The sequence below is a fragment of the Burkholderia sp. MR1-5-21 genome (genome assembly GCF_053427715.1).
On sequence record NZ_JBSAXD010000014.1, the window covers coordinates 180413 to 202603 of the forward strand.

Genomic DNA, 22191 nt, shown 5'->3' on the forward strand with positions numbered 1-22191 from the left:
TCATCATGTCCGAACCCGAAGACCGGCGCGTGCGCCAGCGCTGGACGCTCGACCGGCAGTCGCTCGCGCTCGATGTGCGGCGCGAGCTCGAGATGCCGTCGCGGCGGCTGTTCAACCGGCGCCTCCTGACGCTCGGCGGCCTGACGATGCTGACCGGCTGCACGCTGCAGGACGACGCATCGGTCAATGCGTTTCTCGAAAAGGTGTCGCGGATGAACGACCGCGTGCAGGCATGGCTGTTCAGCCCGCAGCGTCTCGCGCCGACCTACACGGAAGCCGACCTGACGCGTCCTTTCCCGTTCAACGCTTTCTACGCGATCGACGAGGTGCCGCATGTCGATGCGTCGACGTACAGGCTCGCGCTGTCCGGCCTCGTGACCGGCAAGCGCGTGTGGACGCTCGACGAACTGTACGCGCTGCCGCATGCGGAGCAGATCACGCGGCATATCTGCGTCGAAGGGTGGAGCGCGATCGGTCGCTGGGGCGGCACGCCGTTCGGCGCGTTCCTGCAGCGCGTCGGTGCCGATACGAGCGCGAAGTACGTCGGCTTCAAATGCGCGGACGATTACTACGAGAGCATCGACATGCCGACCGCGCTGCATCCGCAGACGCTGCTGACCTTCGAGTATGACGGGCAACGGCTGCCGGCGGAATTCGGCTTCCCGATGAAGCTGCGGATGCCGACCAAGCTCGGCTACAAGAACCCGAAGCACATCATGGAGATTTTCGTGACCAACACGTATCCGGGCGGGTATTGGGTCGACCAGGGCTACAACTGGTTCGGCGGGTCGTAAGCGGCCCGCACGCGGGCCGCTTGCGCGCGATCAGAACGCTTCCCAGTCATCGCGGCCCGATGAGCTCGCCGTGGCGAGCGCGAGTGCCGGCGCCGTCACTGCGCGCGGCGCGGGGACGCGTGCCGGGGCAGGGCGGCGCGCCGCCTTCGGTGCGCTGCGCGCGGGCGCGGCCGCACCTGCTTCGCCGGCGAGCTTGAATACCGCGACCGCGCGTTTCTGCTCGGCCGCCTGCTGTTCGAGCGATTGCGCGGCCGCCGACGCCTGTTCGACGAGCGCCGCGTTCTGCTGCGTGACTTCGTCCATCTGGCCGACCGCGACGTTGACCTGCTCGATGCCGCGGCTCTGCTCGTCGGACGCGGCCGAGATCTCGGCGTTGATGTCGGCGACGCGGCGGATCGCCTGGCGCACGTCGCCCATCGTGCGGCCGACCGCTTCCGCCTGCTCCGAGCCGTCGCGCACCGTCTCGACCGAGTGCTGGATCAGGTCCTTGATTTCCTTCGCGGCGCTCGACGCGCGCTGCGCGAGACTGCGCACCTCGCCCGCGACGACCGCGAAGCCGCGCCCTTGTTCACCGGCGCGCGCGGCTTCGACCGCCGGGTTCAGCGCGAGGATGTTGGTCTGGAACGCGATGCTCTCGATGAGACCGGTGATGTCGGCGATCTTCGTCGAACTCGTGGTGATGTCGTGCATCGTCGACAGCATCCGTTCGACGACTTCGCTGCCGGTGTCGGCGACGTCCGACGCGTTGGTCGCGAGCGTCGTCGCCTGGCGCGCGTTCTCCGAGTTCTGCTTGACCGTCGCGGTCAGCTCTTCCATGCTCGCGGCGGTTTCCTCGAGCGACGCGGCCTGTTCCTCGGTGCGCGACGACAGGTCCATGTTGCCTGCGGCAATTTCGCTCGATGCGGTCAGGATCGATTCGCTCGACGTCTTGATCCCGCGCACGACGCTCGCGAGCTGCGCGTCCATCTGGCGCAGCGTGTCCAGCAGGCGGCCGAACTCGTCGTTCGAGCGGACCTCGATCGTGTTCTCGAGGTGGCCGTCGGCGATGCGCTGCGCGGTGTTCATCGCGATGCCGAGCGGCTGCGTGATCGCGCGCTGCAGGTACCGCCATGCGCCGGTCGCGGCAGCCACGCCGATCGCGAGCGTGCCGAGCGATGCCCACAGCAGCGTATGGAACGTGTCGTTGCCCTGGTCGGCCGCGTCCTTGACCTGCTTCGCGTTGATCGCGATGTCCTCGTCGATGCTGTCGGCGAGCGTGCTGCCGAGCGGACGGATCTTGTCCAGCGCCGCCGCCGTCGCTTCGGCGTTGCCCGATTCCGCCGCGCCGAGCGCGGTCGACACGAGCGCGCGGAATTCGCCGAGCTGGCCGGCGATCCGGTCCGCGACCTTGCGCTCGTCGTCGGCCGTCACCTTCGCAGGGTAGTAGTCGTTCCACGCCGACAGCATCTTCTTCTCGCGGTCGCGGATGCGCTCGGCGTTGGTCTTTGCTTCGGCCGCGTCATGCGTCGTGACGAGCCGCTCCAGGTTGACGCGCATCTGCAGCGCATTCGCCTGGGTGCTCGCCAGATCCTCGATCGGCACCGTGCTGTCCGTGTACATCGAACCCATGTCGGAACTCAGCGTTGCAAGCCCCCGTATTCCTTCCAGCCCGATCGCGATCATCACGATCACGCATGCGCAGAATGCGACCGCGATCTTGAACTTGATGGTGCCTGTCAGCTTGTTCATACCCCGCTACCCATGTGAGAAAAAACGGTCACGTCCCGACCCGCATCGATGCATTCTTCAGATAAAAACCATCATGCAAGCAGGGTTGATGGCCGGGTATACGGCAGCGAGACTCGCGACATTAGGGAAAATGGACCAATCGGATCAAATATTCGATGCCGCGAGAAAACATCAGTGGACAGCCTTTCAGACAAGTCCCAAACGGCTTTCGAATAACGGGTTCGGCGGGTCGTGTCGCGCCATGGGGAAGGGCCGGGCTGGCGCGCGCGTCAGCCCGATTCCTGCACCCGCATCTCGATGCGCAAGCCGGCCGCCGTCGCCATGTTGACGAGCGTGTCGAGCGCGCATCGTTGGCCGAACGGCAGAGGTTGGAGTTCGGCGGTCGTCGTTCCGCGAGTGGGCGGTGCGGTTCCTGTCGTCCGGATTCCGGACGACGTTTCGGCGCGACCGGGATGAAACTGTCGCGCCGAAACGTCAGTCGGCCACCTTTCAGCCAGGTCTGAAGATCCTTTCGAATCCGTGATGCCATAATGCCGAGACGTGCGCGTCCGTTGCGGTTGCGCACGTTTTCATGTCCCTCTGCCGCCGGCCCTGCCGGTTCACCTCGTCGCCGTTCGCACTGTCATGTCGTTCCGCACGTTTGCTCTCGCCGTTCCGGCCCCATCCGGGCCGTTTGCCGGTTCTTCCGGCGTCTTTCAACGGGGCACGCGGCGCACCGTGCGGGCAGGCTGAACGATGACTCCGCTCGACCGGCTCCTCGATTTCTTCGCCCGTCATCCGATCCGCCTGCCGCAAAGCCGCGGCGGACGCGTTGCGCTGGCGCTCGTGTTCATCTATTTCGTCTGGGGCTCGACCTACAGCGGCCTGCACTTCGCGCTGCAGTCGTTCCCGCCGCTGCTGCTGTCGGGGCTGCGCAACCTGCTCGGCGGGATCGGCCTGTTCATCTTCGCGCTGCGGCGCAAGCCGGAATGGCCGTCGCTCGTCGAGATCCGCAATTCGGCAATCATCGGCACGATGCTCGTCGCGCTGTCGTCCGGCACGATCGCGCTCGGGATGCGGACCGTCAGCAGCGGCTCGGCCGCGGTGATGGTCGCGACGGTGCCGCTGTTCGCGACCGTGATCGCCGCCGTCGCGGGGCGGCCCGTGACCAAAGGCGAATGGGCGGCCGTCGCGCTCGGGATGGTCGGCATCATCGTGCTGAACGCGGGCGGCGCGGCCGCCGCGAATTCGGCGCTCGGCACGATTTCCGTGCTGGCGGGTGCGCTGTTCTGGGCGGGTGGCGCGCATCTGTCGACGCGGCTCAAGCTGCCGTCCGACCTGTTCCTGTCCACGTCGCTGCAGATCGGCCTCGGCGGCCTGATGTCGACGCTCGTCGCATGGCTGCTCGGCGAGCGCGTCGAGCATCTCGCGGTGGCGCCCGTGTTCGCGTTCGTGTACCTGATGGTGTTCTGCACGATGGCCGCCTACGTCGCGTACGGCTATCTGATCCGCCACACGAGCCCGATCATCTCGAGCAGCTGCATGTACGTGAACCCGATCGTCGCGGTCGCGCTCGGCGCACTGATGCTCGGCGAACCCGTGACGATGGCGACGGTGGTCGCGACGCTCGCGATCCTCGGCAGCGTCGGGCTGTCGTTCGTGTTCGATCCGGCGCGCAGGGGCGTGGCGCGGACGGCGGCCGCGAGCGTTTCGACGTCTGCGACTTCCGCTGGGGCGGCGTCCGCAGCGGCGTCGACGTCGGCGCTCGCAGCGTCGCCGGTGTCGGCGTCCGCGCCGACGCCGTCGACCACATCCATGTCGGAGTCGGCGCCGACGCTTGCCACGACGTCTGCGCCGGCATCCGTACCGACGCCGTCAACGTCGTCCATCCCGGCGGCAGCATCGACGTCGGCAGCGTCGTCCATCTCGGCGGCGGCATCGACGTCGTTAACGTCGTCCATCCCGGCGGCGGCATCGACGTCGGCAGCGTCGTCCATCTCGGTAGCCGCACCGACGCCGTCAACGTCACCCATTTCGGTGCCGCCCCCGGCGCCGACGATCACATCCGCGCCTGCGCCGATCTCCACGTCAGCCCCCGTTCCGACGCCTCCTGCGGCGTCCCCGTCGACATCCGCGTTCCCGACGACCGACGCCTGACCGCGCCACGCGCGGCGGACGCTCAGCCGCCGCGCTTCGCGCCGCGATAGTGGCACCACCCCGCGAGCGCGGAGAACACGAGTCCCGCCGCGCACATCCCGGTCCAGCCGAACATGCGCCACGCGGCGACGCCGACTGACGAGCCGAGCGCGCCGCCGATGAAATAGCACACCATGTACACCGTGTTCACGCGGCTGCGCGCCTCGGGCTTCAGCGCGTAGATGCGCGACTGGTTCGAGATCTGCGCGGCCTGCACGCCGACGTCGAGCACGATCACGCCGACCACGAGCCCCGCGATGCTCGCGCCGGACAGCGCGAAGATCACGAACGACAGCGCGAGCAGCACGATCGCGAGCGAGATGATCGCGCGCGGCCCGCGCTTGTCGGCGAAGCGGCCCGCGTACGGCGCCGCGAGCGCGCCGGCCGCGCCGACGATGCCGAACAGGCCGGCCGCCTGTGGCCCGAGATGGAACGGTGCGCCGGCGAGCAGCAGCGTCAGCACGGGCCAGAACGCGCTGAACGCCGCAAAGACCGCCGCGCCCGTGAGCGATGCCTCGCGCAGCCCGCGCAGTTCGACCGCGAGATGCCACATCGAGCCGAGCAGCTTGCCGTACGGCAGTGTCGACGTCGGCGAGCTCTTCGGCAGGCGCAGCACGATCACCGCGGCGAGCGCGACGAGTGCCGCGACCGACGCGCCGAACACTGCGCGCCAGCCGAAGTATTCGGCGACGAAACCGGCCGCCGTGCGCGCGAGCAGGATCCCGAGCAACAGGCCGCTCATCACGGTGCCGACCGCCTGCCCGCGCGCGGCGGGCGGCGCGATTTCGGCGGCGAACGGCACCGCCTGCTGCGCGATGGTCGCGAGCACGCCGATCGCGAGGCTCGCGGCCGCGAGTACGGCGAGCGACGGCGCGGCGGCCGCCGCGATCAGCGCAACCGACAGGCCGGCGATCTGCAGCAGGATCAGCAGGCGCCGGTCGAAGCGGTCGCCGAGCGGCGCGAGCAGGAACATGCCGGCCGCATAGCCGAGCTGCGTCGCGGTCGGCACGGCGCCGATCCACGATGCGTGGTCGGGAAACGCTTCGCGGAAGCTGTCGAGGAGCGGCTGGTTGTAGTAGATGTTCGCGACCGACACGCCTGCGATCGTCGCGAGCAGCAACAGCAGGCTGCGCGAGTAGTGCGGCGAGGTGGCGCCGTCGGTCGGACGGTTGGTGGAGGCGGTGGACATGGCGGTACCGGGCAGTCGGGAGCGGCGAGGCCCGCACGGGCGCGGCGGCTGGCGGCCGCGCGCGCCGGGCATCGTTCGAGGGTGCCGATCATACCGGAGCACCGTGAACCCTGCCGGGCGCACCCTGCTTCCGGCGCGCGGCCCCGTCAGTCGACGAGTTCGCCGGTCGGCTCGTAGAACGGATACGGTCCGTCGCCTTCGTCGACGTACACGTGATGCGTGATCACGCCCGCTTCGGGCGTGTATTGATGCACGGCGAACGCGGGCGGCTCGAGCCGGAACGCCGACGGCGCGCCGTCGCGCAGGTCGAACGCGACCTGGTGCGCGGGCGCCGGCACGGTCGATGCGATCGTGCCGCCGAAGCGCGCGAACATCGTCCGGTGCACGTGGCCGCACAGCACGCGCTCGACGTTCGGATGCCGGCGCAGCAGCGCGTCGAGCTTTGCCGCGGCGGCCGGCGCGAGCCGCAGCGCGTCCATGTGGCCGATCCCCGACGCGAACGGCGGGTGATGCAGCGCGACGATCACGGGCCGGTCGCGCGCCGCGTCGAGTTCGCGGGCGAGCCACGCGAGCCGCGCATCGCACAGGTCGCCCGCGCTCGCGCCCGGCACCTGCGAATCGAGCGCGAGCACGCGCACCGCGCCGATGTCGAGCGCGTACTGCACGAACGCGCCGTCCTGCCCGCCGTCCTGCCATTCGGGCCGGTCGGCGAACCCGCGGCGCAGCCCCGCGCGGTCGTCGTGGTTGCCGACCATCAGGTAGTACGGAATCTCGAGCGGTGCGAGCAGGTCGCGCAGATGGCGGTATTCGTCGTCGTTGCCGAAATCGGTCAGGTCGCCGGTGACGAGCACGGCGTCGGGGCGCGGCTCGAGTGCGTTCAGGCGTGCGATGCAGCGCGCGAGCGCGGCGGCCGTGTCGACGCGCCGGTACGCGAGCTGGCCCGGCCGCTTGATGTGGAGATCGCTGATTTGTGCAAGCAGCATCGTCGTTCCTCGGATCGAATGGTTATCGTGGGGCACATCACTTCACGTCACATCACGTGAAGTGAAGTGACCTGAAGTGACGTCACGCACCGAGCGCGATCAGCCCCTCGGGCGCGATCGCGATGCCGACGGCCGTGCCGCGCGCAAGCTCGACGCGGCCCGGCACGTCGATCACGAGCGCGTCGGGCGCCGCGTGCTCGATCGTGAGCCGGGTGCGCTCGCCGAGGAACGCGCACGCGCCGACCGCGCCGCGCAACGGCGCGTGCGCGGGGTCGGCGAGATGCGCGTCCTCGGGACGGAAGAACCATTCGTCGGCGGCGTGCGGCGTGACGAGCGCGCCGCCCGTCGTCACGAGCGCACCGTCTCTCCATTGTCCCGCAACCCGGTTCAGCGTGCCGATGAACTGCGCGACCGCGCGGTTCGCGGGCCGGTAGTAGATGTCGCGCGGCGTCCCGATCTGCTCGATGCGGCCCGCGCTCATCACGACGATGCGGTCGCCGAGCTCCATCGCCTCGGCCTGGTCGTGCGTCACGTAGACGGTCGTCACCCCCAGTTCGCGCAACAGCGCGTTCATTTCGCGGCGCAGCGCGTCACGCAGTTTCGCGTCGAGCGCGGTCAGCGGCTCGTCGAGCAGCAGCACGCGCGGCCGTACCGCCAGCGCGCGCGCGAGCGCGACCCGCTGGCGCTGGCCGCCCGACAGCTGGTCGATCGGCTTGTCCGCGTGGGCGTCGAGCCGCATCATTGCGAGCAGGTCGTCGACGCGCTCGCGCAGCACGCGTGGCTCGGTCTTGCGGATCTTCAGTCCGTAGCCGACGTTGCCGCGCACCGTCAGGTTCGGAAACAGCGCGTAGTTCTGGAACACCATGCCGACCTGCCTGCGTTCGATCGGAAGCGGGGTGACGTCGTCATCGCCGAACGCGATCGTGCCGCCGGCGTCCGGCGTGTCGAGGCCGGCGATCAGGCGCAGCGTGGTCGTCTTGCCGCAGCCCGACGGGCCGAGCAGCACGAGCGTTTCGCCCGCGCCGATCGACAGGTCGAGCGGCTCGAGTACGCGGGTGCCGCGGAACGTCTTCGCGCAGCGGGTCAGGGTGATCGGAATGGAATCGAGTTTCATCGAGAAGGCCGGAATCAGCGCTTGCCGCGCCTGGTCGCGCGCGTGCCGGTCGGATCGACGCCGAGCCATTGCATTGCGACGAGCAGCGGCAGCGTCATCAGCAGGAACAGGATCGTGTACGCGCTGCCGACTTCGAGGCGCAGCGACGCGTAGGTATCGGCGAGGCCGACGGGCAGCGTCTTCGTGTCGGGCGTGTGCAGCATCCACGTGAGGTTGAATTCGCCGATCGACAGCGTGAGCACCGCGAGCGCGCCCGCGACGATACCGGGGCGCAGGTTGGGCAGCACGATCGTGACGAAGCGCGTGACGAACGACGCACCGAGGCTTGCCGCGCCTTCCTCGAGCGTGCGCAGGTCGGCGCCCGCGGCGACTGCCGCGACCGCGCGCACCATGAACGGCAGCGTGAACACGACGTGGCCGGCGACGATGAACCACAGGCTCATCCGGAACGCGGTGAAGCCGCCGTAGACGACGAGCAGCGCGAGCGCCGATGCGAGCCCCGGCAGCGCGACCGGCAGCACGAGCGCTTCCTCGATCGCGCGTGCGACGCGGCTCTTGCTGCGCGCGAGCGCATAGCCTGCCGGCACGCCGACGGCGAGCACGATCGCGAGCGTCGCGAACGCGACGTAGAGCGACAGCGCGACCGAGCCGTGATACTGCTGCCACACTTGTTCGAGCCAGCGCAGCGTGAGGCCGCTCGACACGCCGCGGAAATAGTTGACCGTCAGCCCCGCGAGTACCGACATCACGACCGGCACGATCAGGAATGCGCACAGCAGCAGCGTGACGAGCCATTGCAGCGCGGCGATCGCACGCGCGCCGGTCACGCGCGGCGTGCGCCGCACGGCGCCGTTCGCGCGCGCGGGAGCGGGCGACGGCGCGGGAGAATCGGAAAGCGAATGCATCGGATGAACCTCAGGCGGCCGCAGCCGCGGTGTGGCCGGTGAACTGGCGCGCGAGCGCGAGCACGGCCCACGTGACGACGCCCAGCACGATCGACAGGCCGGCGGCCGTCGCGATGTTCGCGTTCAGCGTGAATTCGGTGTAGATCGTCATCGGCAGCACGTTCAGGTCGGTCGCGAGCGTGAACGCGGTGCCGAACGCGCCCATCGCGGTCGCGAAGCAGATCGCACCGGCCGCGATCAGGCCCGGCGCAAGGGCCGGCAGCACGATGTCGCACAGGATCCGCCACGGCGATGCGCCGAGCGAGCGCGCGGCTTCCTCGAGCGACGGGTCGAGCTTCGACGCCGCGGCGATCACGGTGACGATCACGCGCGGAATCGAGAAGTACAGGTAGCCCGCGAACAGACCCGCGACCGAATACGCGAACACCCACTTGTCGCCGGTGAGCTTCGCGGACAGCATCCCGATCAGCCCTTGCCGGCCCGCGAGCATGATCACCATGAAGCCGACGACGACGCCCGGAAACGCGAGCGGGAACGTGAGCAGCGCGAGCAGCACGCGCTTGCCGGCGAACTCGCGCCGCGCGAGCAAGAGGCCGGAGATCGTCGACAGCGCGAGCGTCGCGAGCGTGACGGCCGCCGACAGCGCGACCGTCTCGCCGAGACTTTTCATGTAGCGCGCGTTGCCGAGCAGCGATGCGTACTGCGCGAAGAACGCGCCGTTCGCCGACACCTGCGCGAGCGACGCCATCGGCAGCAGCCAGAACGCGGCGAACACCGCGAGCGCGGGCGCGACGAGCGCGATGCGCCAGCGCAGCGGAAAAGTCAGGTCGAGCATCGGTCGCGTCCTGCCGTCACTGCATCACTTGCAGGTATTGCTGGCCGAACGCCTGCTGGCCGGCCGCCATCTTGCCGAAGTCGACCGGCTTCGCACGCGCGTAGTCGCTCGCGGGCAGGAATTTCGACGCGACGTCGGCGCTCATCGTCTGCGCGCGCACCGGGCGCAGATACGCGTTCGCCCACAGCTTCTGGCCTTCGTCTGACAGCACGAAATCGAGCACCTTCTTGCCGTTCGCGTCGTGCGGCGCACCCTTCACGAGACTCATCACGTACGGCACCGCGATCGTCCCTTCCTTCGGGATCACGAACTCGACGTTCGCGTGATCCTTGTACTTCGCGCGATACGCGTCGAAGTCGTAGTCGAGCAGGATCGGGATCTCGCCCGACAGCACGCGCGCGTACGCGGTCTGCTTCGGCACGATCGGCGCATTCGCCTTCAGCTTGCTGAACCAGTCGAGCGCGGGCTTGAAGTTGTCGAGCGTGCCGCCGAGCGCCTGGTTGACGGCGACCGCGCCCGCGTAGCCGACGAACGCGCTCGACGGATCGAGGTAGCCGACCATGCCCTTGTATTCGGGTTTCAGCAGGTCCGCCCACGAACGCGGCACCGGCTTGCCTTCGAGCGCGTCCTTGTTGACGAAGAAGCCGAGCGTGCCCGAGTGGATCGCGAACCAGTAGCCCTGCGGGTCCTTCAGGTTCGCGGGGATGTCGTTCCAGTGCGCGGGCTTGTACGGCGCGATCACGCCCTTGTCCTTCGCCTGGAACGCCGACGACACGCCGAGGTACACGACGTCCGCGACGGGGCTCTTCTGCTCGGCGATCAGCTGCGCGATTGCCTGGCCCGAGTTCTTGTTGTCGAACGGCACGCGGATGCCGGTCTTCTGCTTGATCGCGGCGATCTGCGCGGCCCAGTCGGCCCATTCGGGCGGGCAGTTGTAGCAGATCGCGGTGTCTTCCGCGTACGCGGACGAGGCGCCGGCGATGAGCGCGGCGCAGGCGAGCGGCGCGGCGAGCATGCGCAGCAGGGACGGCAGGCGTTGGGTCACGGGGTGGTCTCCGGGTGAGCGGGTGGGGGAGCGTGTGGGTGAGCGTATGAATGAGCGTATGAATGAGCGGCGCGCGTGCCGCGCGGTCAGGCTTCGCGGACGTGCAGGCCGACCGGTGCGACCGTCGCGCCGTCGCGCACGGTGTGCGGCAGGATCAGCGACGCGCGTTCGACGCGTTTTCCGCCGATGCATTCGACGAGGCGCTGCCACGCTTGCCGGCCGATGTCGCGGTTCGGCGTCGCGACGCTCGCGAGCGGCGGCGCGAGCAGTTCGCCGATCGCGATGCCGTCGAAGCCGAGCACCGAGATGTCGTCCGGCACCGAGAAACCGGCGCGCCGGAGGCCGCGCATCACGACCATCGCGAGCAGGTCGTTGCTGCAGAACAGTGCGGTCGGGCGCGTCGCGCGCGCGGTCAGGTGCGCGAGCACCGCGTCGGGCAGCTCGGGCGCGTTGAAGTCGACCTCGACCGGCGGCAGCGGCGCGACGCCGCTTTCCTCGAGCGCCTGCGCATAGCCGAGATGGCGCTGCCGTGCGCGGTCCGACGCGGCGAGGCAGCCCGCGAGCATCAGCACGCGGCGATGGCCGCGCGCGGTCAGCAGCCGCACGCCGTCGTATGCGGCGCGGCGGTTGTCGACCGACACCGACGGGCGGCGCTGCGTGTCGTTGTGCATCAGCACGTAATGCGGGCCGTCGTGGTCGAGCATGTCGAGCAGCGGGTGCGTGTCCGCGTCGGCGACGGTCAGGATCAGCCCTTCGACGCGCTGCTCGCGCAGCGTCTCGATCGCGTGGCGCTCGCGCGCCGCGTCGTATTCGGTCGTCATCAGGATCAGCTTGAAGCCGGCCGCGGTCGCGAGTTCGTCGATCCCTTGCAGGCAGTCGGCGAACACGGGGTTCGCGAGGGTCGGCAGCACGACGCCGACGAGCCGCGTGCGTTCGCCGCGCAACTGGCGGCCGAGCGGGCTCGGGCGGAATTTCAGCGTGTCGATCGCCGTGCGGATCGCTTCGAGCGTCGCCGGGCTGACGGTATGCGGCGCGTTGATCGCGCGCGACACGGTAGCAATCGAGAAGCCGGCGAGTGCGGCGACATCCTTGATGGTCGGAGTCATGTGGGCAGTGCGATGTAAACGTTTTCGGCGAGACGATTATCGAAAACGATTGTGACCGTCCGATGACGTGTGATGGGGGCACATCGGATGTGCCGCGCGTGGAATCGTGTGACGAAAATGCCCGCGCTGCAACATGTCGATTGTAGCGGTGGAACCGGCAATCGTGCAGGATGCGCGGCATTCGCGGCGTAGCGGCGTGTAGCGCGCGCGTGGTCGCGACGGCTTGCGGATGGGGCGTTGCGCCGTTTTGCGCATCGTCTCGCGCGCCGTCCGTCGGCCGCGATGGCCGGCGAACGACGCGCGAGAGCGGGCACCTGCGTTACAGCGCGACGAACAGCATGCCGTGCGGATCCTGCAGCGCCGATGCGTTGCCGACGCTCGTCACGACCGGCGTCAGGTGACCGGTCTTCGTATCCAGTTTCATCACCTGGCCCTGGCCGGCGCTGTACGCGTCACCCTGGCTGAACGGCGCATCGACGCGGTACGTCGTGTTGCTCGCATCGGTGAACAGCATGAAGGTCTTGTTCTGCTGCCCCGGTGCCGGCACCCAGCGGGTATCGTCGACCGGGTACACGGGGCCGTCCTTGTCGTTGAAGAGCGTGAGCGTCAGCACGCTGACGGTCTGGCTCGCGCCCGGATTGTGGATGAACACGAGCTTGCCGTCGGCCTGGCTGTCGAGCATGAGGTCGCCGGCCGGATCGATCGCTTCGGAATCAGGGTCCGTCAGGCTCAGCGTGACCGCTTGGTTGTAGGTCGGGTTCGGCGAGCCGCCGACCGACGGCGTCAGGTCGGTTGCCTGCGCATTGCCGGCCAGCACGGGCGCGACGTCGAACGTCGTGCCGTTCTGGTTCAGCGTAAGCTGGACGACCGTCGGCGCGGCGCCGGGCGTCGTCGGGTTCGACGCGCTCACGTAAATGTTCCCGTTGAGCAGCTGCATGTCGTCGAAGCCGCCGCCGTGCGCGGTCGGATTGACGGTCGGCGCATAGGTCTTCTGCGTGCCGGCTTTCAGGTCGATGATCGTCAGTTCGGGATTGCCGTCTTCGTTGGCCATTGCCCACAGCGTGTTCGTATCGGTGCGCGCCATCAGCCCGTCGACGTGGCCCGGCACCGTGTATGTCTTGAGCACGTTGCCGCTCAGGTCGTACTGCACGACGTCGTTGGTCAGCCCGGGCACCGAACCGTCCTTCACGTCGCCGGCCTTCTGGTAGCCGATGAAGATCGTGTTGTTGTATTGGACGATCGAGTCGGGCTTGTCGGTGGAGGTTGGCGCTTTCGCGAACACGGACAGCGAGTAGCCGGTCGCGGTGGCGGTGTTCGGAACCGCGGCCGTATTGGCCGGCGCGACGCCGGGAGTAGAAGTTGCGTCGTCGCCGCCGCATGCGGCAAGAAAGACCGATGCTGACATCGCGATTAACAGGGGCTTTCTGAACATTATGTTTTCCTAACTGGATGACTCGCGCCTGACGAATCGGGTTGATTTATTACTGTCGATTACTTGGGCGCGGGTCAGGCTAAGCCGTGCGTATGTCGTTTCGGTGAAAAAGCGTATGAGTGCGTGGCTATGGAGCAGTAGTGCAGGCGGCCCCTATCATGGTGTGGCTTAAGGCGAGCTTAATGAAGCGCATCGGATCGCACCGTGCGTCGGAAATCCGGTGGTTTTCATTGCAGCGGACGCATCGAATGCGCTTGAACGCATCAAGCGAAATCGAATCGTTTCATTTTCCCAATGTAAGGCGAGAGGTGTTCAATCGATGTGAGATCGATTCGGCATCGACGCATGACCGCTGCATCGTGTATCGGCGTGTCGATCGCGTGCGATGGCCGGCAGGGAGCAACGGTGGCGCGGCGTCGATGCGGGGGCGGGCATCGATGCGGCCGTGTACGACAGGGTCAAATGAGGAGGGTTCGTGCGAGCAGTGGTAGAATCCCGTCCGCCCTTGCCGGGGTGATGAAATTGGTAAACATAGCGGACTTAAAAGTTTGAGTGCCCGGCCGGAAACGACCGGTGCAGAACCCTTCAAATTCGGCGAAACCCCTGATGCGATGCATCGAGGCAACGCCGAGCCAAGCCTCGCAGCACACGCGTGGAAGGTGTAGAGACTAGACGGGGGGCGCCTAAGGCGCACGGGCAGCGGCCCGCGCGCGATGGCGAAGGCATAGTCCAGCGCACGAACGGCATTGTTCAGACGATGCCGGCTTCGAAAGAAGCAGTGTGACGAAAATCCGCCGCCTTAACTGGCTTGCCGGTTCGAGTCCGGTCCCCGGCACCAAATACCATTCCGAGGGCATCCTTGGAAATCCATAAACCCGTGATAGCATAAGGCTTCACGGGTTTTTTTATTCCTGACTTGTCCAGTCTGGCCCGTGTGAATCCGGGGGCATGCGGGGGCACTTCTGGGGGGATTTTGGTTGATGGTTGATGCCCCTGACAAAAAATGCCCCCTTGGGGCTGTGAGGTGCACCATGCCGCTGACCGACGTCACTATCCGAAAGGCCTCTCCCCGTGAAAAGCCGTACCGCCTCGCCGATGGCGGCGGCATGTATCTCGAAGTGTCTCCAGCGGGAGGCAAATACTGGCGATTCAAGTATCGCTTTGCTGGTAAAGAGAAGCGTCTTGCTCTCGGCGTCTATCCCGATGTTCCGCTTGCCGCGGCGCGAGAGAAGCGAGACGAGGCGAGAAAGACGCTTGCTGGAGGTGTCGACCCTGGAGAGGCGAAGAAGGCCGATAAGCGAGCGGCGTTTCTTGCCGCGACCAACTCGTTCGAGGCTGTCGCGCTGGGCTGGATGGAAGAGCGTAAGCCCTACGTCACACCGGGCTCGTGGGAAAAGACCAAGGCGCGTTTCGTCAAGGATGTTTTCCCGTGGCTGGGCAAGCGTCCGATAGCGGAAATCGACGCTCCCGAAGTTTTGACTGTTCTCAAGCGCATCGACAGCCGAGGTGCTCGCTTTACTGCCCACCGGGTACGCAGCGAGATCAGCCGAGTATTCCGCTACGGAATTAAAGAGGGGTACTGCAAGGTCGACGCGGCTCGTGACCTCACCGATGCAATCCCGCCGGCTCAGACCACGCACTTTGCTTCGATTACCGACCCCGAGGAGGTTGGTGCCATGTTGCGGGCATTCGATGGCTTCTCGGGCACGTTCCCGGTTTTATGCGCACTCAAGCTGTCGCCTATGCTCTTCACTCGCCCCGGTGAACTCCGCAATGCTGAGTGGGCTCAGTTTGATCTGGATAAGGGCGAGTGGCGCTATCTCGTGACGAAGACCAACACGGAGCACTTAGTACCGCTTGCCCGCCAAGCTGTTCAGATTTTGCGAGAACTTCATGCGCTGACAGGCAGTGGGCGATACGTGTTTCCAGGGGCGCGTTCGGCACTACGTCCAATGAGTGATGCGGCGGTCAATGCAGCGCTTCGTCGACTGGGCTATGACACACGTACCGAAATCACGGGGCACGGCTTTCGAGCGATGGCGCGCACGATCCTTCATGAGGAATTGGAGCAAAAGCCGGAGGTGATCGAGCATCAGCTCGCACATGCGGTTCCAGACAATCTCGGCAAAGCGTACAACCGGACCAAATTCATCAAAGAGCGCCGCCTAATGATGCAGAAGTGGGCAGACTATCTGGAAACGCTCAAGGCCGATATCGGTGCGAAGGATGCTTGAGTCGTTCTGACAGGATTGAGTGCTAGCGAGCAGATCGACAGCTTGCGAAACAACGCAGGTGGTCGCCGGTTGATGAGGTAACGTGAAAAATGAAAATCAAGAAACCGTATTTTATCACTGAGACAACGAAGAAATTTAAACCGATTCGAGATCTTGTAAAAAAGAAAGGCGTTTTAAAATTCTCGACAAAGATGACGTTTTATTTAGAGGGCGTGTCTGAGCCACTTGTGATCGCGATGAACGGTGAGCGAACTGATAGTGACGAGTGGGATTTGCAGATGCCGCGAAGTTCAACTTTGGGGCAACTTGAGCCGGCTGGTGAGTTGTGTGAGAAATTGATAGCCGTTGAAGTGTCGGTGCGAAATTATATTTCTAAATATTCTCTCAAGACGAAATGGTTGGGTTGGGAGAGAGTAATTAGACGGGGGATGAGGTCGGGTCTTTCGACAGAATATCTTGAGTTTAGAAGTGTCTTATCCATGCAAGCAATCGCGGGGCGTGGATATGACGCGCATTTTTATGCGCCAATCATGGCTATAGCTCATGTCATAGAAGGTATCGAAGCGTTGAAGAGAAATGACCTGGATCACGCGTCACACTGTGCTCAACGGGGTCTTTATTGGTCAAGTCCAATTATGTTAATTCCGGACCCAGCGAAGCGCTTCGTTGCGCGCGCGAGGAAAGGCGGACAGGCAACGGGGCGTTCCCGCAATCCGGTTAAGGAAGAAACTGCCAGATTGATTAAGGCGCTGGCGCCGGCAGAGGGGTGGGAGTCGACCAAGATTGCTATTGATGCTGTTGCTCACTATTTAAATGATAACCATTATCAATTGGTCGAGTCGTGTAATTTGATGCTGGAGAATCTCCCTCGAACTATAGAGGGCTGGCTCGTCCTCGAGCCAGAAAGGTTTCCGCATCGCGTCAAGCCACGACAGAAGGCCTGACGCCTCATTTCACACCCGTCCAAGCCCCTCGCCGAGGGGCTTTTTTGTGCCCAAATTTTTATTTTAGTGGCTGTGAAGACCCGGCGAAGCTGCCTCTCTACCATCGCCTCATCGTTCAGTGCAGTGAAAGACAGCACAGGTCGATGCAGGCAGGTCAGGTGTGGCTCATGGATGGTAGCTGGGTCCCACCTTCGCTCTCTAACAATCGACGCAGCACTACTAACGCGCTCAAGCGCGATCTGCTGTCGTCCATGTGAATGAAAGGTGTCGTATGACGTTGGATGAAATTCCACCGGTTCTGAGTGTGAAGCAGTTTTGCTCAATCATTTCCAAATCGAAGTCGTGGGCATACGAAGAATGGAAGCGCGAGGGCAGCGATCTTCCCAAGCCGTTCAAGATTGGTAGCGCGACACGTATCCTAGGTGAAGCGACGGCCAATTATCTCAAGAAAAAATCCAATATTGAAAAGGAATAAGAGATGAGCGGCGATGTGAAATCAATGGCAGATGCCTTCCTCAATCGAGGGGGGCTTGCCCGGCAAGCGAATGCGGCTTCAGGGAAGGATAGTTCGGAAAGCCAGTTTGAAAAAGTTGTTGACGGTGGTTGGAGCGAACTTGGCTCAGGCGACAAGGCTCAAAAGGAAGCTATTCTGCAAGAACACTTTCTGAGAGCCCTGGAGCGCTTCAAAGCGGGCGTGAGCTTGGCCAAGATACGCCGGCATTACGAAAAACTCGGAGCAAAGTACTCGCCAGTCACGTTTCGGAAGAAATGGGACGAACTGGTGAGAGCACACGCGGAACACGGTTGACCAATGCCGGGCGTTCGGTGCGTCCCGAGCCAACGAAGAGTAGAGCATCACGCGGGTATGCGCGCCGGTATCGGCGCGCCGCAAAGATTGCCCTTTGTCGTGGAGAAAGTGCCGGAACGCCAACCGCAAACATTGGTCGGGACAAGTTGGCGTTCGTCAGCGACGCGTAGGGTGTTGTATTTCAGCAAATCTGAAAAAGATCGGTTGGGCCAGGTCGGATTGATTTGGACAAGCACGGAAACAGTTGTTTAGTTATCCGAATATTATCGACCATTGACCGTCAGCAGCGGTTCTATATAGCGTTCGAGATCAACGCCAGTACAGGAGCATCCCGACGATTGCTTTTTGAAGAGTTCTTACACGTCGAAGGAGGAATTGTTGGCGTCAGTGCCAAAGCCGGATGCGCGAGATTTGCCGAGAGGAGGCGTCATCCGGATCGAGAAATGTGCTCGGAAAGGTGAGGGTTTATAGCGTACGAATGAATGAAGAAAGTCTGCGGCGTGATGTGGCCGTGACGAATCTGTCACCGCACATTACGAGTACGGCGGACACGCGAGCGCGTCGTTCTGCGGCCAACAGATCGCTTGGTGGCAGACGATTAGCGCGATCGGGCAGCAGAGAGCTGTGAATCAAGAGAGGGAAATCGATACAAGCTGCGACCAATCGACACAAGCTACGACGAAATCCGAACAATTTGCGACCGAAGGCCAGTGCTACCCCTCCCGTAGGCGGCAGCAGGGGACCCTATTGAATGCTGAACGGACCAGGATGCTATGGCTGTCGGCAGGGTGTGTTTCGCCTTTTTGTAACGGTCATAAGTATGTATAGAGAAAAGGAGAACAATTTCCCGGTCAGTACCGGGCTTCGAATCGTCGAGATCACGTGAATCGCTGAGCTTTTGTAAGGTTGGATTTATGGGTCTTATGTAATGAAAGGCATTTGGCAGATCTATAGCTAAGATAGAACATAGTCTTCCCATAGAAGATCTATTGTCTTGCTTAGCTATCACCATCTATACGAGTACACATTCAACCCTCTATGTTGTACGGACGACAGAAAACATCAGACACATTTGATGTGGCAGTCAAGTAGTACCGAAAGGCGATGAGCATGATGCTCTCGCCGTGATCGAACATAACCATCAGTGAGCAGCACGCATGATGCACTCCTGTGATTTAGATGAAAGGTGGTCGAGCATGTCTTTCGAAGAAAACGACTTTGAAAAGGCTTACGAATATGGCGATTTGATAAGAAACACTGGGGTAGCTCTGATCGATGGGGTGGAGTGTGCAGCATTGCTTTCAGGCTTTGATGAAATCATGCCAATATTGGCTGATGTCGAAGCAATGATGCATGAGATCGAATTTGATAAAAGCAGTGCGGGTTTTGTTATCCAGCGGGATTCAAAAAACAGACTGATAATAAAGGCAATGCCCTTTGGCAAGCGTTATTGGACTTCCGTAATGCTGTTCTTTGAACGATGTGCCTTCGATGAGCGCTATGTTTTCAGTCCGCATGTGGAGGCATTGCGCGATGCGTTTATCGCACTCGATCTGCATCCCGCAGCGTATCCGTTTCATCCCTTACCGATTGAAGTCGCGTCAGGTAAAACACCCCATGAGTTGTTTAATGACGTACTTGCCAACGCTGGGGAAATCGTATCGACACCAGCGTTCCGTAGGGGCCTCGGGGTACGCATGCGTCGGGCCAAACGCAATGAAGAACAAGCGCTTGCAGTTGAACGCCAAGTGTTCGAGAACAAGTCGCGCCAGCTCGTGCTGATGCTGCACTTCGGTTACGGGGAGGAGTATCGCTCGAAAATCACGCTCAAGGAGATTCGGGCGCATCGAAAGAAGTTCTTCAACAACTGCCGTACGAACAAGTTGCTGCGTGGAATTATCGATTACATTTGGAAGATCGAGGAGGGTGACGAGTCCGGTCTGCACCTGCATGTGCTGATCTTCTATTCGGCTGAGTCGTGTCGTGACGTGCAGATCGCGAGGCTAATCGGCGAATACTGGAAAAACGTCGTAACGGGCGGCAAAGGGCAGTACTGGAACAGCAACGCCGACAAGGTCTTCCACGCGAAGTACGGGCACGGTGTCGGTACGGGAGAGATCAATTGGGACGATCACGAGACGCGTGAAGCACTGCGCACGAACATCCGTTACATGACGAAGGCCGATCAGTTCTTAAGGATGAAGTACGGCGACCATTGCCGCCTGTTCGGCACGAGCCAGGTCGAGGAAAAAAAGAAGTCGGGGCGTCCGCGTACCGTGAAGCCGAAGCTGGATTGCAATCCGGCTGGCAACTCGCTGACGGATTCGTACGATCCCGACTCGCTCGATAACGCGGGTGCGGATGCGACGGACCTCGATGCGGACCAGAACGAATCGATGTATCGAACGGCTTGGTGGGTGTGAATGACGGCTGGCGAAGGGCCGCCAGTGGGCTGTAATTGTAATTGGCTCCTGGCGGCCATTCACTCGGCACCTGACGATTCGACGCTGATGCACTTTGACGCAACAACACGTCTTCATCGTGCTTTTCTGGCGCGAGAAGGATCTGACCGATGGGCGACATCAATCTCAATCTGTCGGCTGGTGATCCGGCGACCAACAAAAACACCGCCGTCATGACGCCACGCGCGATGCAGTGGATCGCGTTGGCAGTGGCGCTGCTCACCTCTGCAATGTCGGTGGGGATTACTGTGTTCGGGGGGATGCAGCGTGCTGGTACGGTGACGGAGCAGGTCTGGAGCGTTGCCGTGTCTGTGGGTGCCGTGCTCTGCATGAATCTGGCGCCGATGCTTTGGCGCTACGTGCGACCGCACGCCCGCATGATCCTGCTCGCACTGTGGCTCGCCGCGCTGTACGTGGTACTGACAGGGCAGATGGATGTCCTCGCGCGGTCGCATCAACATGCTGCAGATCAGCGGGCGAAAACCGTACCAGTAGTCGCGACTCCTTCGATCGTAGAAGTGTCTCACGGTCGCAGCCTCACGACGATCACGCAGGACATCGCGAAGGTCAGTATCGATCTGGTGCACGTTGATGTTCGTCGCTGCATGGGGGAGTGCCCGAGCTTACGTGTTCGCAAGCCGGCGCTGTCGGCTGAGCTCGCGGCGCTCAATGCCGAGGCCAGTGAGGCGAGGCGTCGTGCGACTGAACAGGACTGGCTGCGCGACCAGACCAGTCGCGCTGAAGATCAGCGCGACTCGCGCCGTGCGGACCCCGGGATTTCGATGGTCGCGCACTGGCTCGGCACGACTGAAGCACGACTGAGTTTGCTGCGCGATTTCGCGTGTGTGGTCGTGCTCGAAGGTATGGCTTGCTTCGCCTGGTACTTTGTCGGACTCGGGGCAGTCGTGCCCCGTCGCAAGGCGATCGTGTCCTATCGAAATGCGACTGTATCGCAACCGGAAGAGGTCGCCCGGATACCCGAGACGACACCGGCTGGTCGCGTTGAGCAGACCGACAGTCACATGGCCACCATTGCCGAGGAAGAGTCCGTCGCGAACATCGTGAGCCCCGATCCTGTCATGTCAGAAGACGACCGACTGATCGAGAAGATCCACGAAGCGGTGGTCGCAGGTCGTGTGACGCGCAATCTGACATCGATCCGCAAGTTCCTCAAGTGCGGGCAACCCAAGGCGATCCGGTTGAACCGCCTGTACATCGATCGTTTCGGTAAGGCGCGCAGCCGATCCGTGTCGTATGAGGTTCATGAAGGCAATCAGTGAGCGTGCCCATATCCTGCCGATGAGAGGTGCGGCACAACTGCCGGATGGTCGGCCGAAGCTACCGGGGTGATCGTCACCTCGATGCAGATCGGCTACGCGCTGGGCCTGTTGCTGATCGTGCCGTTGGGCGATCTGGTCGAGAATCGCGACCTGACGGTGGCGCTGCTCACGCTGGCCGCTTTGGCGCTGTTGGGTGCCGCTTCCGCGTCTCTGCCGCTGCTGTTTCTGGTGGCAGCGCTGGGTATCGGCCTAGGCTCAGTCGCCGTGCAGGTGCTTGTGTCTTGCGCCGCTCATCTGGCACCTGCGTCCATCTGCCGCCAGGTCGTTGGCAACGTGACCAGCGGTCTGATGCTCGGCATCATGCTGGCGCGGCCGGTCGCCAGCTTCATCGCCGGACTCGCTTCGTGGCGCTCGGTGTTCTGGTTCTCATCAGGGGCGACGCTGGTACTGGCGGCCGTGCTGGCGCGGACCCTGCCGCTACGCCGACCGGCGGCGGATTTGCGCTATGGCGCGCTGCTGGCCTCAATGGGCCGGCTGATGCGTGATACCCCGCTACTGCGCCGACGCGCGGTCTACCACGCCGCGCTATTTGCGGTCTTCAGTACCTTTTGGATCACAGTGCCGCTACTGCTGGCTGGCCCAGTGTTCAGCCTGTCGCAAGGCGGCATCGCGCTATTTGCCCTGGCCGGCGCGGCTGTTGCCATCGCCACGCCAATTGCCGGACGCCTCGCCGACCGTGGTGCCAGTCGGCCAGCGACGGCGATGGCGATTGGGCTGGTGGCGCTGGCCTTCGTGCTCCCGCGTCTGGCTGTGCCTGGCTCGGACTGGGCGCTGGGCCTGTTGGTTTCCGCTGCCATCGTGCTGGACTTCGGCGTGGCAGCCAACCTGACGCTGGGTCAGCGCGCCATCTTCGCTCTCGGCCCCGACGTGCGTGCTCGGCTCAACGACCTGTACATGACCATCCTCTTCCTGGGCGATGCGTTGGGTTCGGCGGTGGGGCGGGCTGGACTTACGCGCGCGGAGGCTGGGCGTGGGCCTCCGGGCTTGGCTTCGCGCTACCGCTATCGGTACTGCCTTTTTGGATGACTGAACGAGGAGTCTGCAAATAGCAACTGACATTCTCTGTGGTACTGGCATTGTTTTGTTAGCGGCTCCTA

18 protein-coding genes are annotated in these 22191 nt (G+C 63.7%); 9 read left to right on the forward strand and 9 right to left on the reverse strand.

From position 1 onward, the window contains the following. Window positions 1-5 precede the first annotated feature (5 nt). A complete protein-coding gene (locus ACV229_RS20535) occupies window positions 6-794 on the forward strand; it encodes a molybdopterin-dependent oxidoreductase (RefSeq protein WP_448084928.1) in 789 nt (262 codons plus the stop codon). Window positions 795-824: 30 nt separating this feature from the next. Here ACV229_RS20535 and ACV229_RS20540 read toward each other — a convergent pair whose 3' ends face one another. After that, the gene (locus ACV229_RS20540; RefSeq protein WP_448084929.1) at window positions 825-2522 is read right to left on the reverse strand and encodes a methyl-accepting chemotaxis protein; all 1698 of its coding nucleotides are present in this window, start codon (window positions 2520-2522) and stop codon (window positions 825-827) included. Window positions 2523-3257: 735 nt separating this feature from the next. On the opposite strand from ACV229_RS20540, the gene ACV229_RS20545 reads away from it, so the two are divergent. Further along, on the forward strand, window positions 3258-4658 hold the full coding sequence (locus ACV229_RS20545) for an EamA family transporter (protein WP_448084930.1): 1401 nt from the start codon (window positions 3258-3260) through the stop codon (window positions 4656-4658). A 22-nt stretch (window positions 4659-4680) separates the two neighbouring features. On the opposite strand, the gene ACV229_RS20550 is transcribed toward ACV229_RS20545, so the two are convergent. The 8 genes from ACV229_RS20550 to ACV229_RS20585 form a co-directional block, all read right to left on the reverse strand. Beyond that, window positions 4681-5886, reverse strand: coding sequence for an MFS transporter (locus ACV229_RS20550; RefSeq protein ID WP_448084931.1), 1206 nt, complete (start codon window positions 5884-5886; stop codon window positions 4681-4683). Window positions 5887-6032: 146 nt separating this feature from the next. After that, the gene (locus tag ACV229_RS20555; protein WP_448084932.1) at window positions 6033-6869 is read right to left on the reverse strand and encodes a phosphodiesterase; all 837 of its coding nucleotides are present in this window, start codon (window positions 6867-6869) and stop codon (window positions 6033-6035) included. 82 nt (window positions 6870-6951) lie between these two features. Continuing rightward, window positions 6952-7983 (reverse strand): ABC transporter ATP-binding protein, encoded by a 1032-nt coding sequence (locus tag ACV229_RS20560; RefSeq protein WP_448084933.1) that lies wholly within the window; start codon window positions 7981-7983, stop codon window positions 6952-6954. Window positions 7984-7997: 14 nt separating this feature from the next. Further along, window positions 7998-8888: an ABC transporter permease gene (locus tag ACV229_RS20565; protein ID WP_448084934.1), complete on the reverse strand. Its 891-nt coding sequence runs from the start codon at window positions 8886-8888 to the stop codon at window positions 7998-8000. Window positions 8889-8898: 10 nt separating this feature from the next. Further along, window positions 8899-9723 carry an ABC transporter permease gene (locus ACV229_RS20570; protein WP_448084935.1) on the reverse strand — a complete coding sequence of 275 codons (825 nt, stop codon included), beginning with the start codon at window positions 9721-9723 and terminating at the stop codon, window positions 8899-8901. A gap of 16 nt (window positions 9724-9739) precedes the next feature. Beyond that, window positions 9740-10768 (reverse strand): ABC transporter substrate-binding protein, encoded by a 1029-nt coding sequence (locus ACV229_RS20575; protein ID WP_448084936.1) that lies wholly within the window; start codon window positions 10766-10768, stop codon window positions 9740-9742. Between the two features lie 86 nt (window positions 10769-10854). Beyond that, complete coding sequence (locus ACV229_RS20580) at window positions 10855-11874, reverse strand: LacI family DNA-binding transcriptional regulator (protein ID WP_448084937.1); 1020 nt, start codon at window positions 11872-11874, stop codon at window positions 10855-10857. 319 nt (window positions 11875-12193) lie between these two features. After that, the gene (locus tag ACV229_RS20585; RefSeq protein ID WP_448084938.1) at window positions 12194-13306 is read right to left on the reverse strand and encodes a hypothetical protein; all 1113 of its coding nucleotides are present in this window, start codon (window positions 13304-13306) and stop codon (window positions 12194-12196) included. 1031 nt (window positions 13307-14337) lie between these two features. Between ACV229_RS20585 and ACV229_RS20590 the strand changes: the two genes are divergently transcribed. From ACV229_RS20590 to ACV229_RS20620, 7 genes are all read left to right on the forward strand, one after another. Further along, window positions 14338-15540: a tyrosine-type recombinase/integrase gene (locus tag ACV229_RS20590; protein ID WP_448084939.1), complete on the forward strand. Its 1203-nt coding sequence runs from the start codon at window positions 14338-14340 to the stop codon at window positions 15538-15540. A gap of 89 nt (window positions 15541-15629) precedes the next feature. After that, on the forward strand, window positions 15630-16484 hold the full coding sequence (locus tag ACV229_RS20595) for a hypothetical protein (protein ID WP_448084940.1): 855 nt from the start codon (window positions 15630-15632) through the stop codon (window positions 16482-16484). A gap of 271 nt (window positions 16485-16755) precedes the next feature. Further along, a complete protein-coding gene (locus tag ACV229_RS20600) occupies window positions 16756-16959 on the forward strand; it encodes a hypothetical protein (RefSeq protein WP_448084941.1) in 204 nt (67 codons plus the stop codon). Between the two features lie 3 nt (window positions 16960-16962). Further along, window positions 16963-17292, forward strand: a complete 330-nt coding sequence (locus ACV229_RS20605) for a hypothetical protein (RefSeq protein ID WP_448084942.1) — start codon at window positions 16963-16965, stop codon at window positions 17290-17292. Window positions 17293-18488: 1196 nt separating this feature from the next. Further along, window positions 18489-19715 carry a hypothetical protein gene (locus ACV229_RS20610; RefSeq protein ID WP_448084943.1) on the forward strand — a complete coding sequence of 409 codons (1227 nt, stop codon included), beginning with the start codon at window positions 18489-18491 and terminating at the stop codon, window positions 19713-19715. Window positions 19716-19864: 149 nt separating this feature from the next. Then, on the forward strand, window positions 19865-21034 hold the full coding sequence (locus ACV229_RS20615; protein ID WP_448084944.1) for a hypothetical protein: 1170 nt from the start codon (window positions 19865-19867) through the stop codon (window positions 21032-21034). A 66-nt stretch (window positions 21035-21100) separates the two neighbouring features. After that, a complete protein-coding gene (locus tag ACV229_RS20620) occupies window positions 21101-22120 on the forward strand; it encodes an MFS transporter (RefSeq protein ID WP_448084945.1) in 1020 nt (339 codons plus the stop codon). Window positions 22121-22191: the final 71 nt, after the last annotated feature.

What these genes read in the sequence shown, in the direction of transcription:
- ACV229_RS20535 (WP_448084928.1), top strand. Translation starts at nt 6, where the DNA reads ATGTCCGAACCCGAAGACCGGCGCGTGCGCCAGCGCTGGACGCTCGAC.
- ACV229_RS20540 (WP_448084929.1), bottom strand. Translation starts at nt 2,522, where the DNA reads ATGAACAAGCTGACAGGCACCATCAAGTTCAAGATCGCGGTCGCATTC.
- ACV229_RS20545 (WP_448084930.1), top strand. Translation starts at nt 3,258, where the DNA reads ATGACTCCGCTCGACCGGCTCCTCGATTTCTTCGCCCGTCATCCGATC.
- ACV229_RS20550 (WP_448084931.1), bottom strand. Translation starts at nt 5,886, where the DNA reads ATGTCCACCGCCTCCACCAACCGTCCGACCGACGGCGCCACCTCGCCG.
- ACV229_RS20555 (WP_448084932.1), bottom strand. Translation starts at nt 6,869, where the DNA reads ATGCTGCTTGCACAAATCAGCGATCTCCACATCAAGCGGCCGGGCCAG.
- ACV229_RS20560 (WP_448084933.1), bottom strand. Translation starts at nt 7,983, where the DNA reads ATGAAACTCGATTCCATTCCGATCACCCTGACCCGCTGCGCGAAGACG.
- ACV229_RS20565 (WP_448084934.1), bottom strand. Translation starts at nt 8,888, where the DNA reads ATGCATTCGCTTTCCGATTCTCCCGCGCCGTCGCCCGCTCCCGCGCGC.
- ACV229_RS20570 (WP_448084935.1), bottom strand. Translation starts at nt 9,723, where the DNA reads ATGCTCGACCTGACTTTTCCGCTGCGCTGGCGCATCGCGCTCGTCGCG.
- ACV229_RS20580 (WP_448084937.1), bottom strand. Translation starts at nt 11,874, where the DNA reads ATGACTCCGACCATCAAGGATGTCGCCGCACTCGCCGGCTTCTCGATT.
- ACV229_RS20585 (WP_448084938.1), bottom strand. Translation starts at nt 13,306, where the DNA reads ATGTTCAGAAAGCCCCTGTTAATCGCGATGTCAGCATCGGTCTTTCTT.
- ACV229_RS20590 (WP_448084939.1), top strand. Translation starts at nt 14,338, where the DNA reads ATGCCGCTGACCGACGTCACTATCCGAAAGGCCTCTCCCCGTGAAAAG.
- ACV229_RS20595 (WP_448084940.1), top strand. Translation starts at nt 15,630, where the DNA reads ATGAAAATCAAGAAACCGTATTTTATCACTGAGACAACGAAGAAATTT.
- ACV229_RS20600 (WP_448084941.1), top strand. Translation starts at nt 16,756, where the DNA reads ATGACGTTGGATGAAATTCCACCGGTTCTGAGTGTGAAGCAGTTTTGC.
- ACV229_RS20605 (WP_448084942.1), top strand. Translation starts at nt 16,963, where the DNA reads ATGAGCGGCGATGTGAAATCAATGGCAGATGCCTTCCTCAATCGAGGG.
- ACV229_RS20610 (WP_448084943.1), top strand. Translation starts at nt 18,489, where the DNA reads ATGTCTTTCGAAGAAAACGACTTTGAAAAGGCTTACGAATATGGCGAT.
- ACV229_RS20615 (WP_448084944.1), top strand. Translation starts at nt 19,865, where the DNA reads ATGGGCGACATCAATCTCAATCTGTCGGCTGGTGATCCGGCGACCAAC.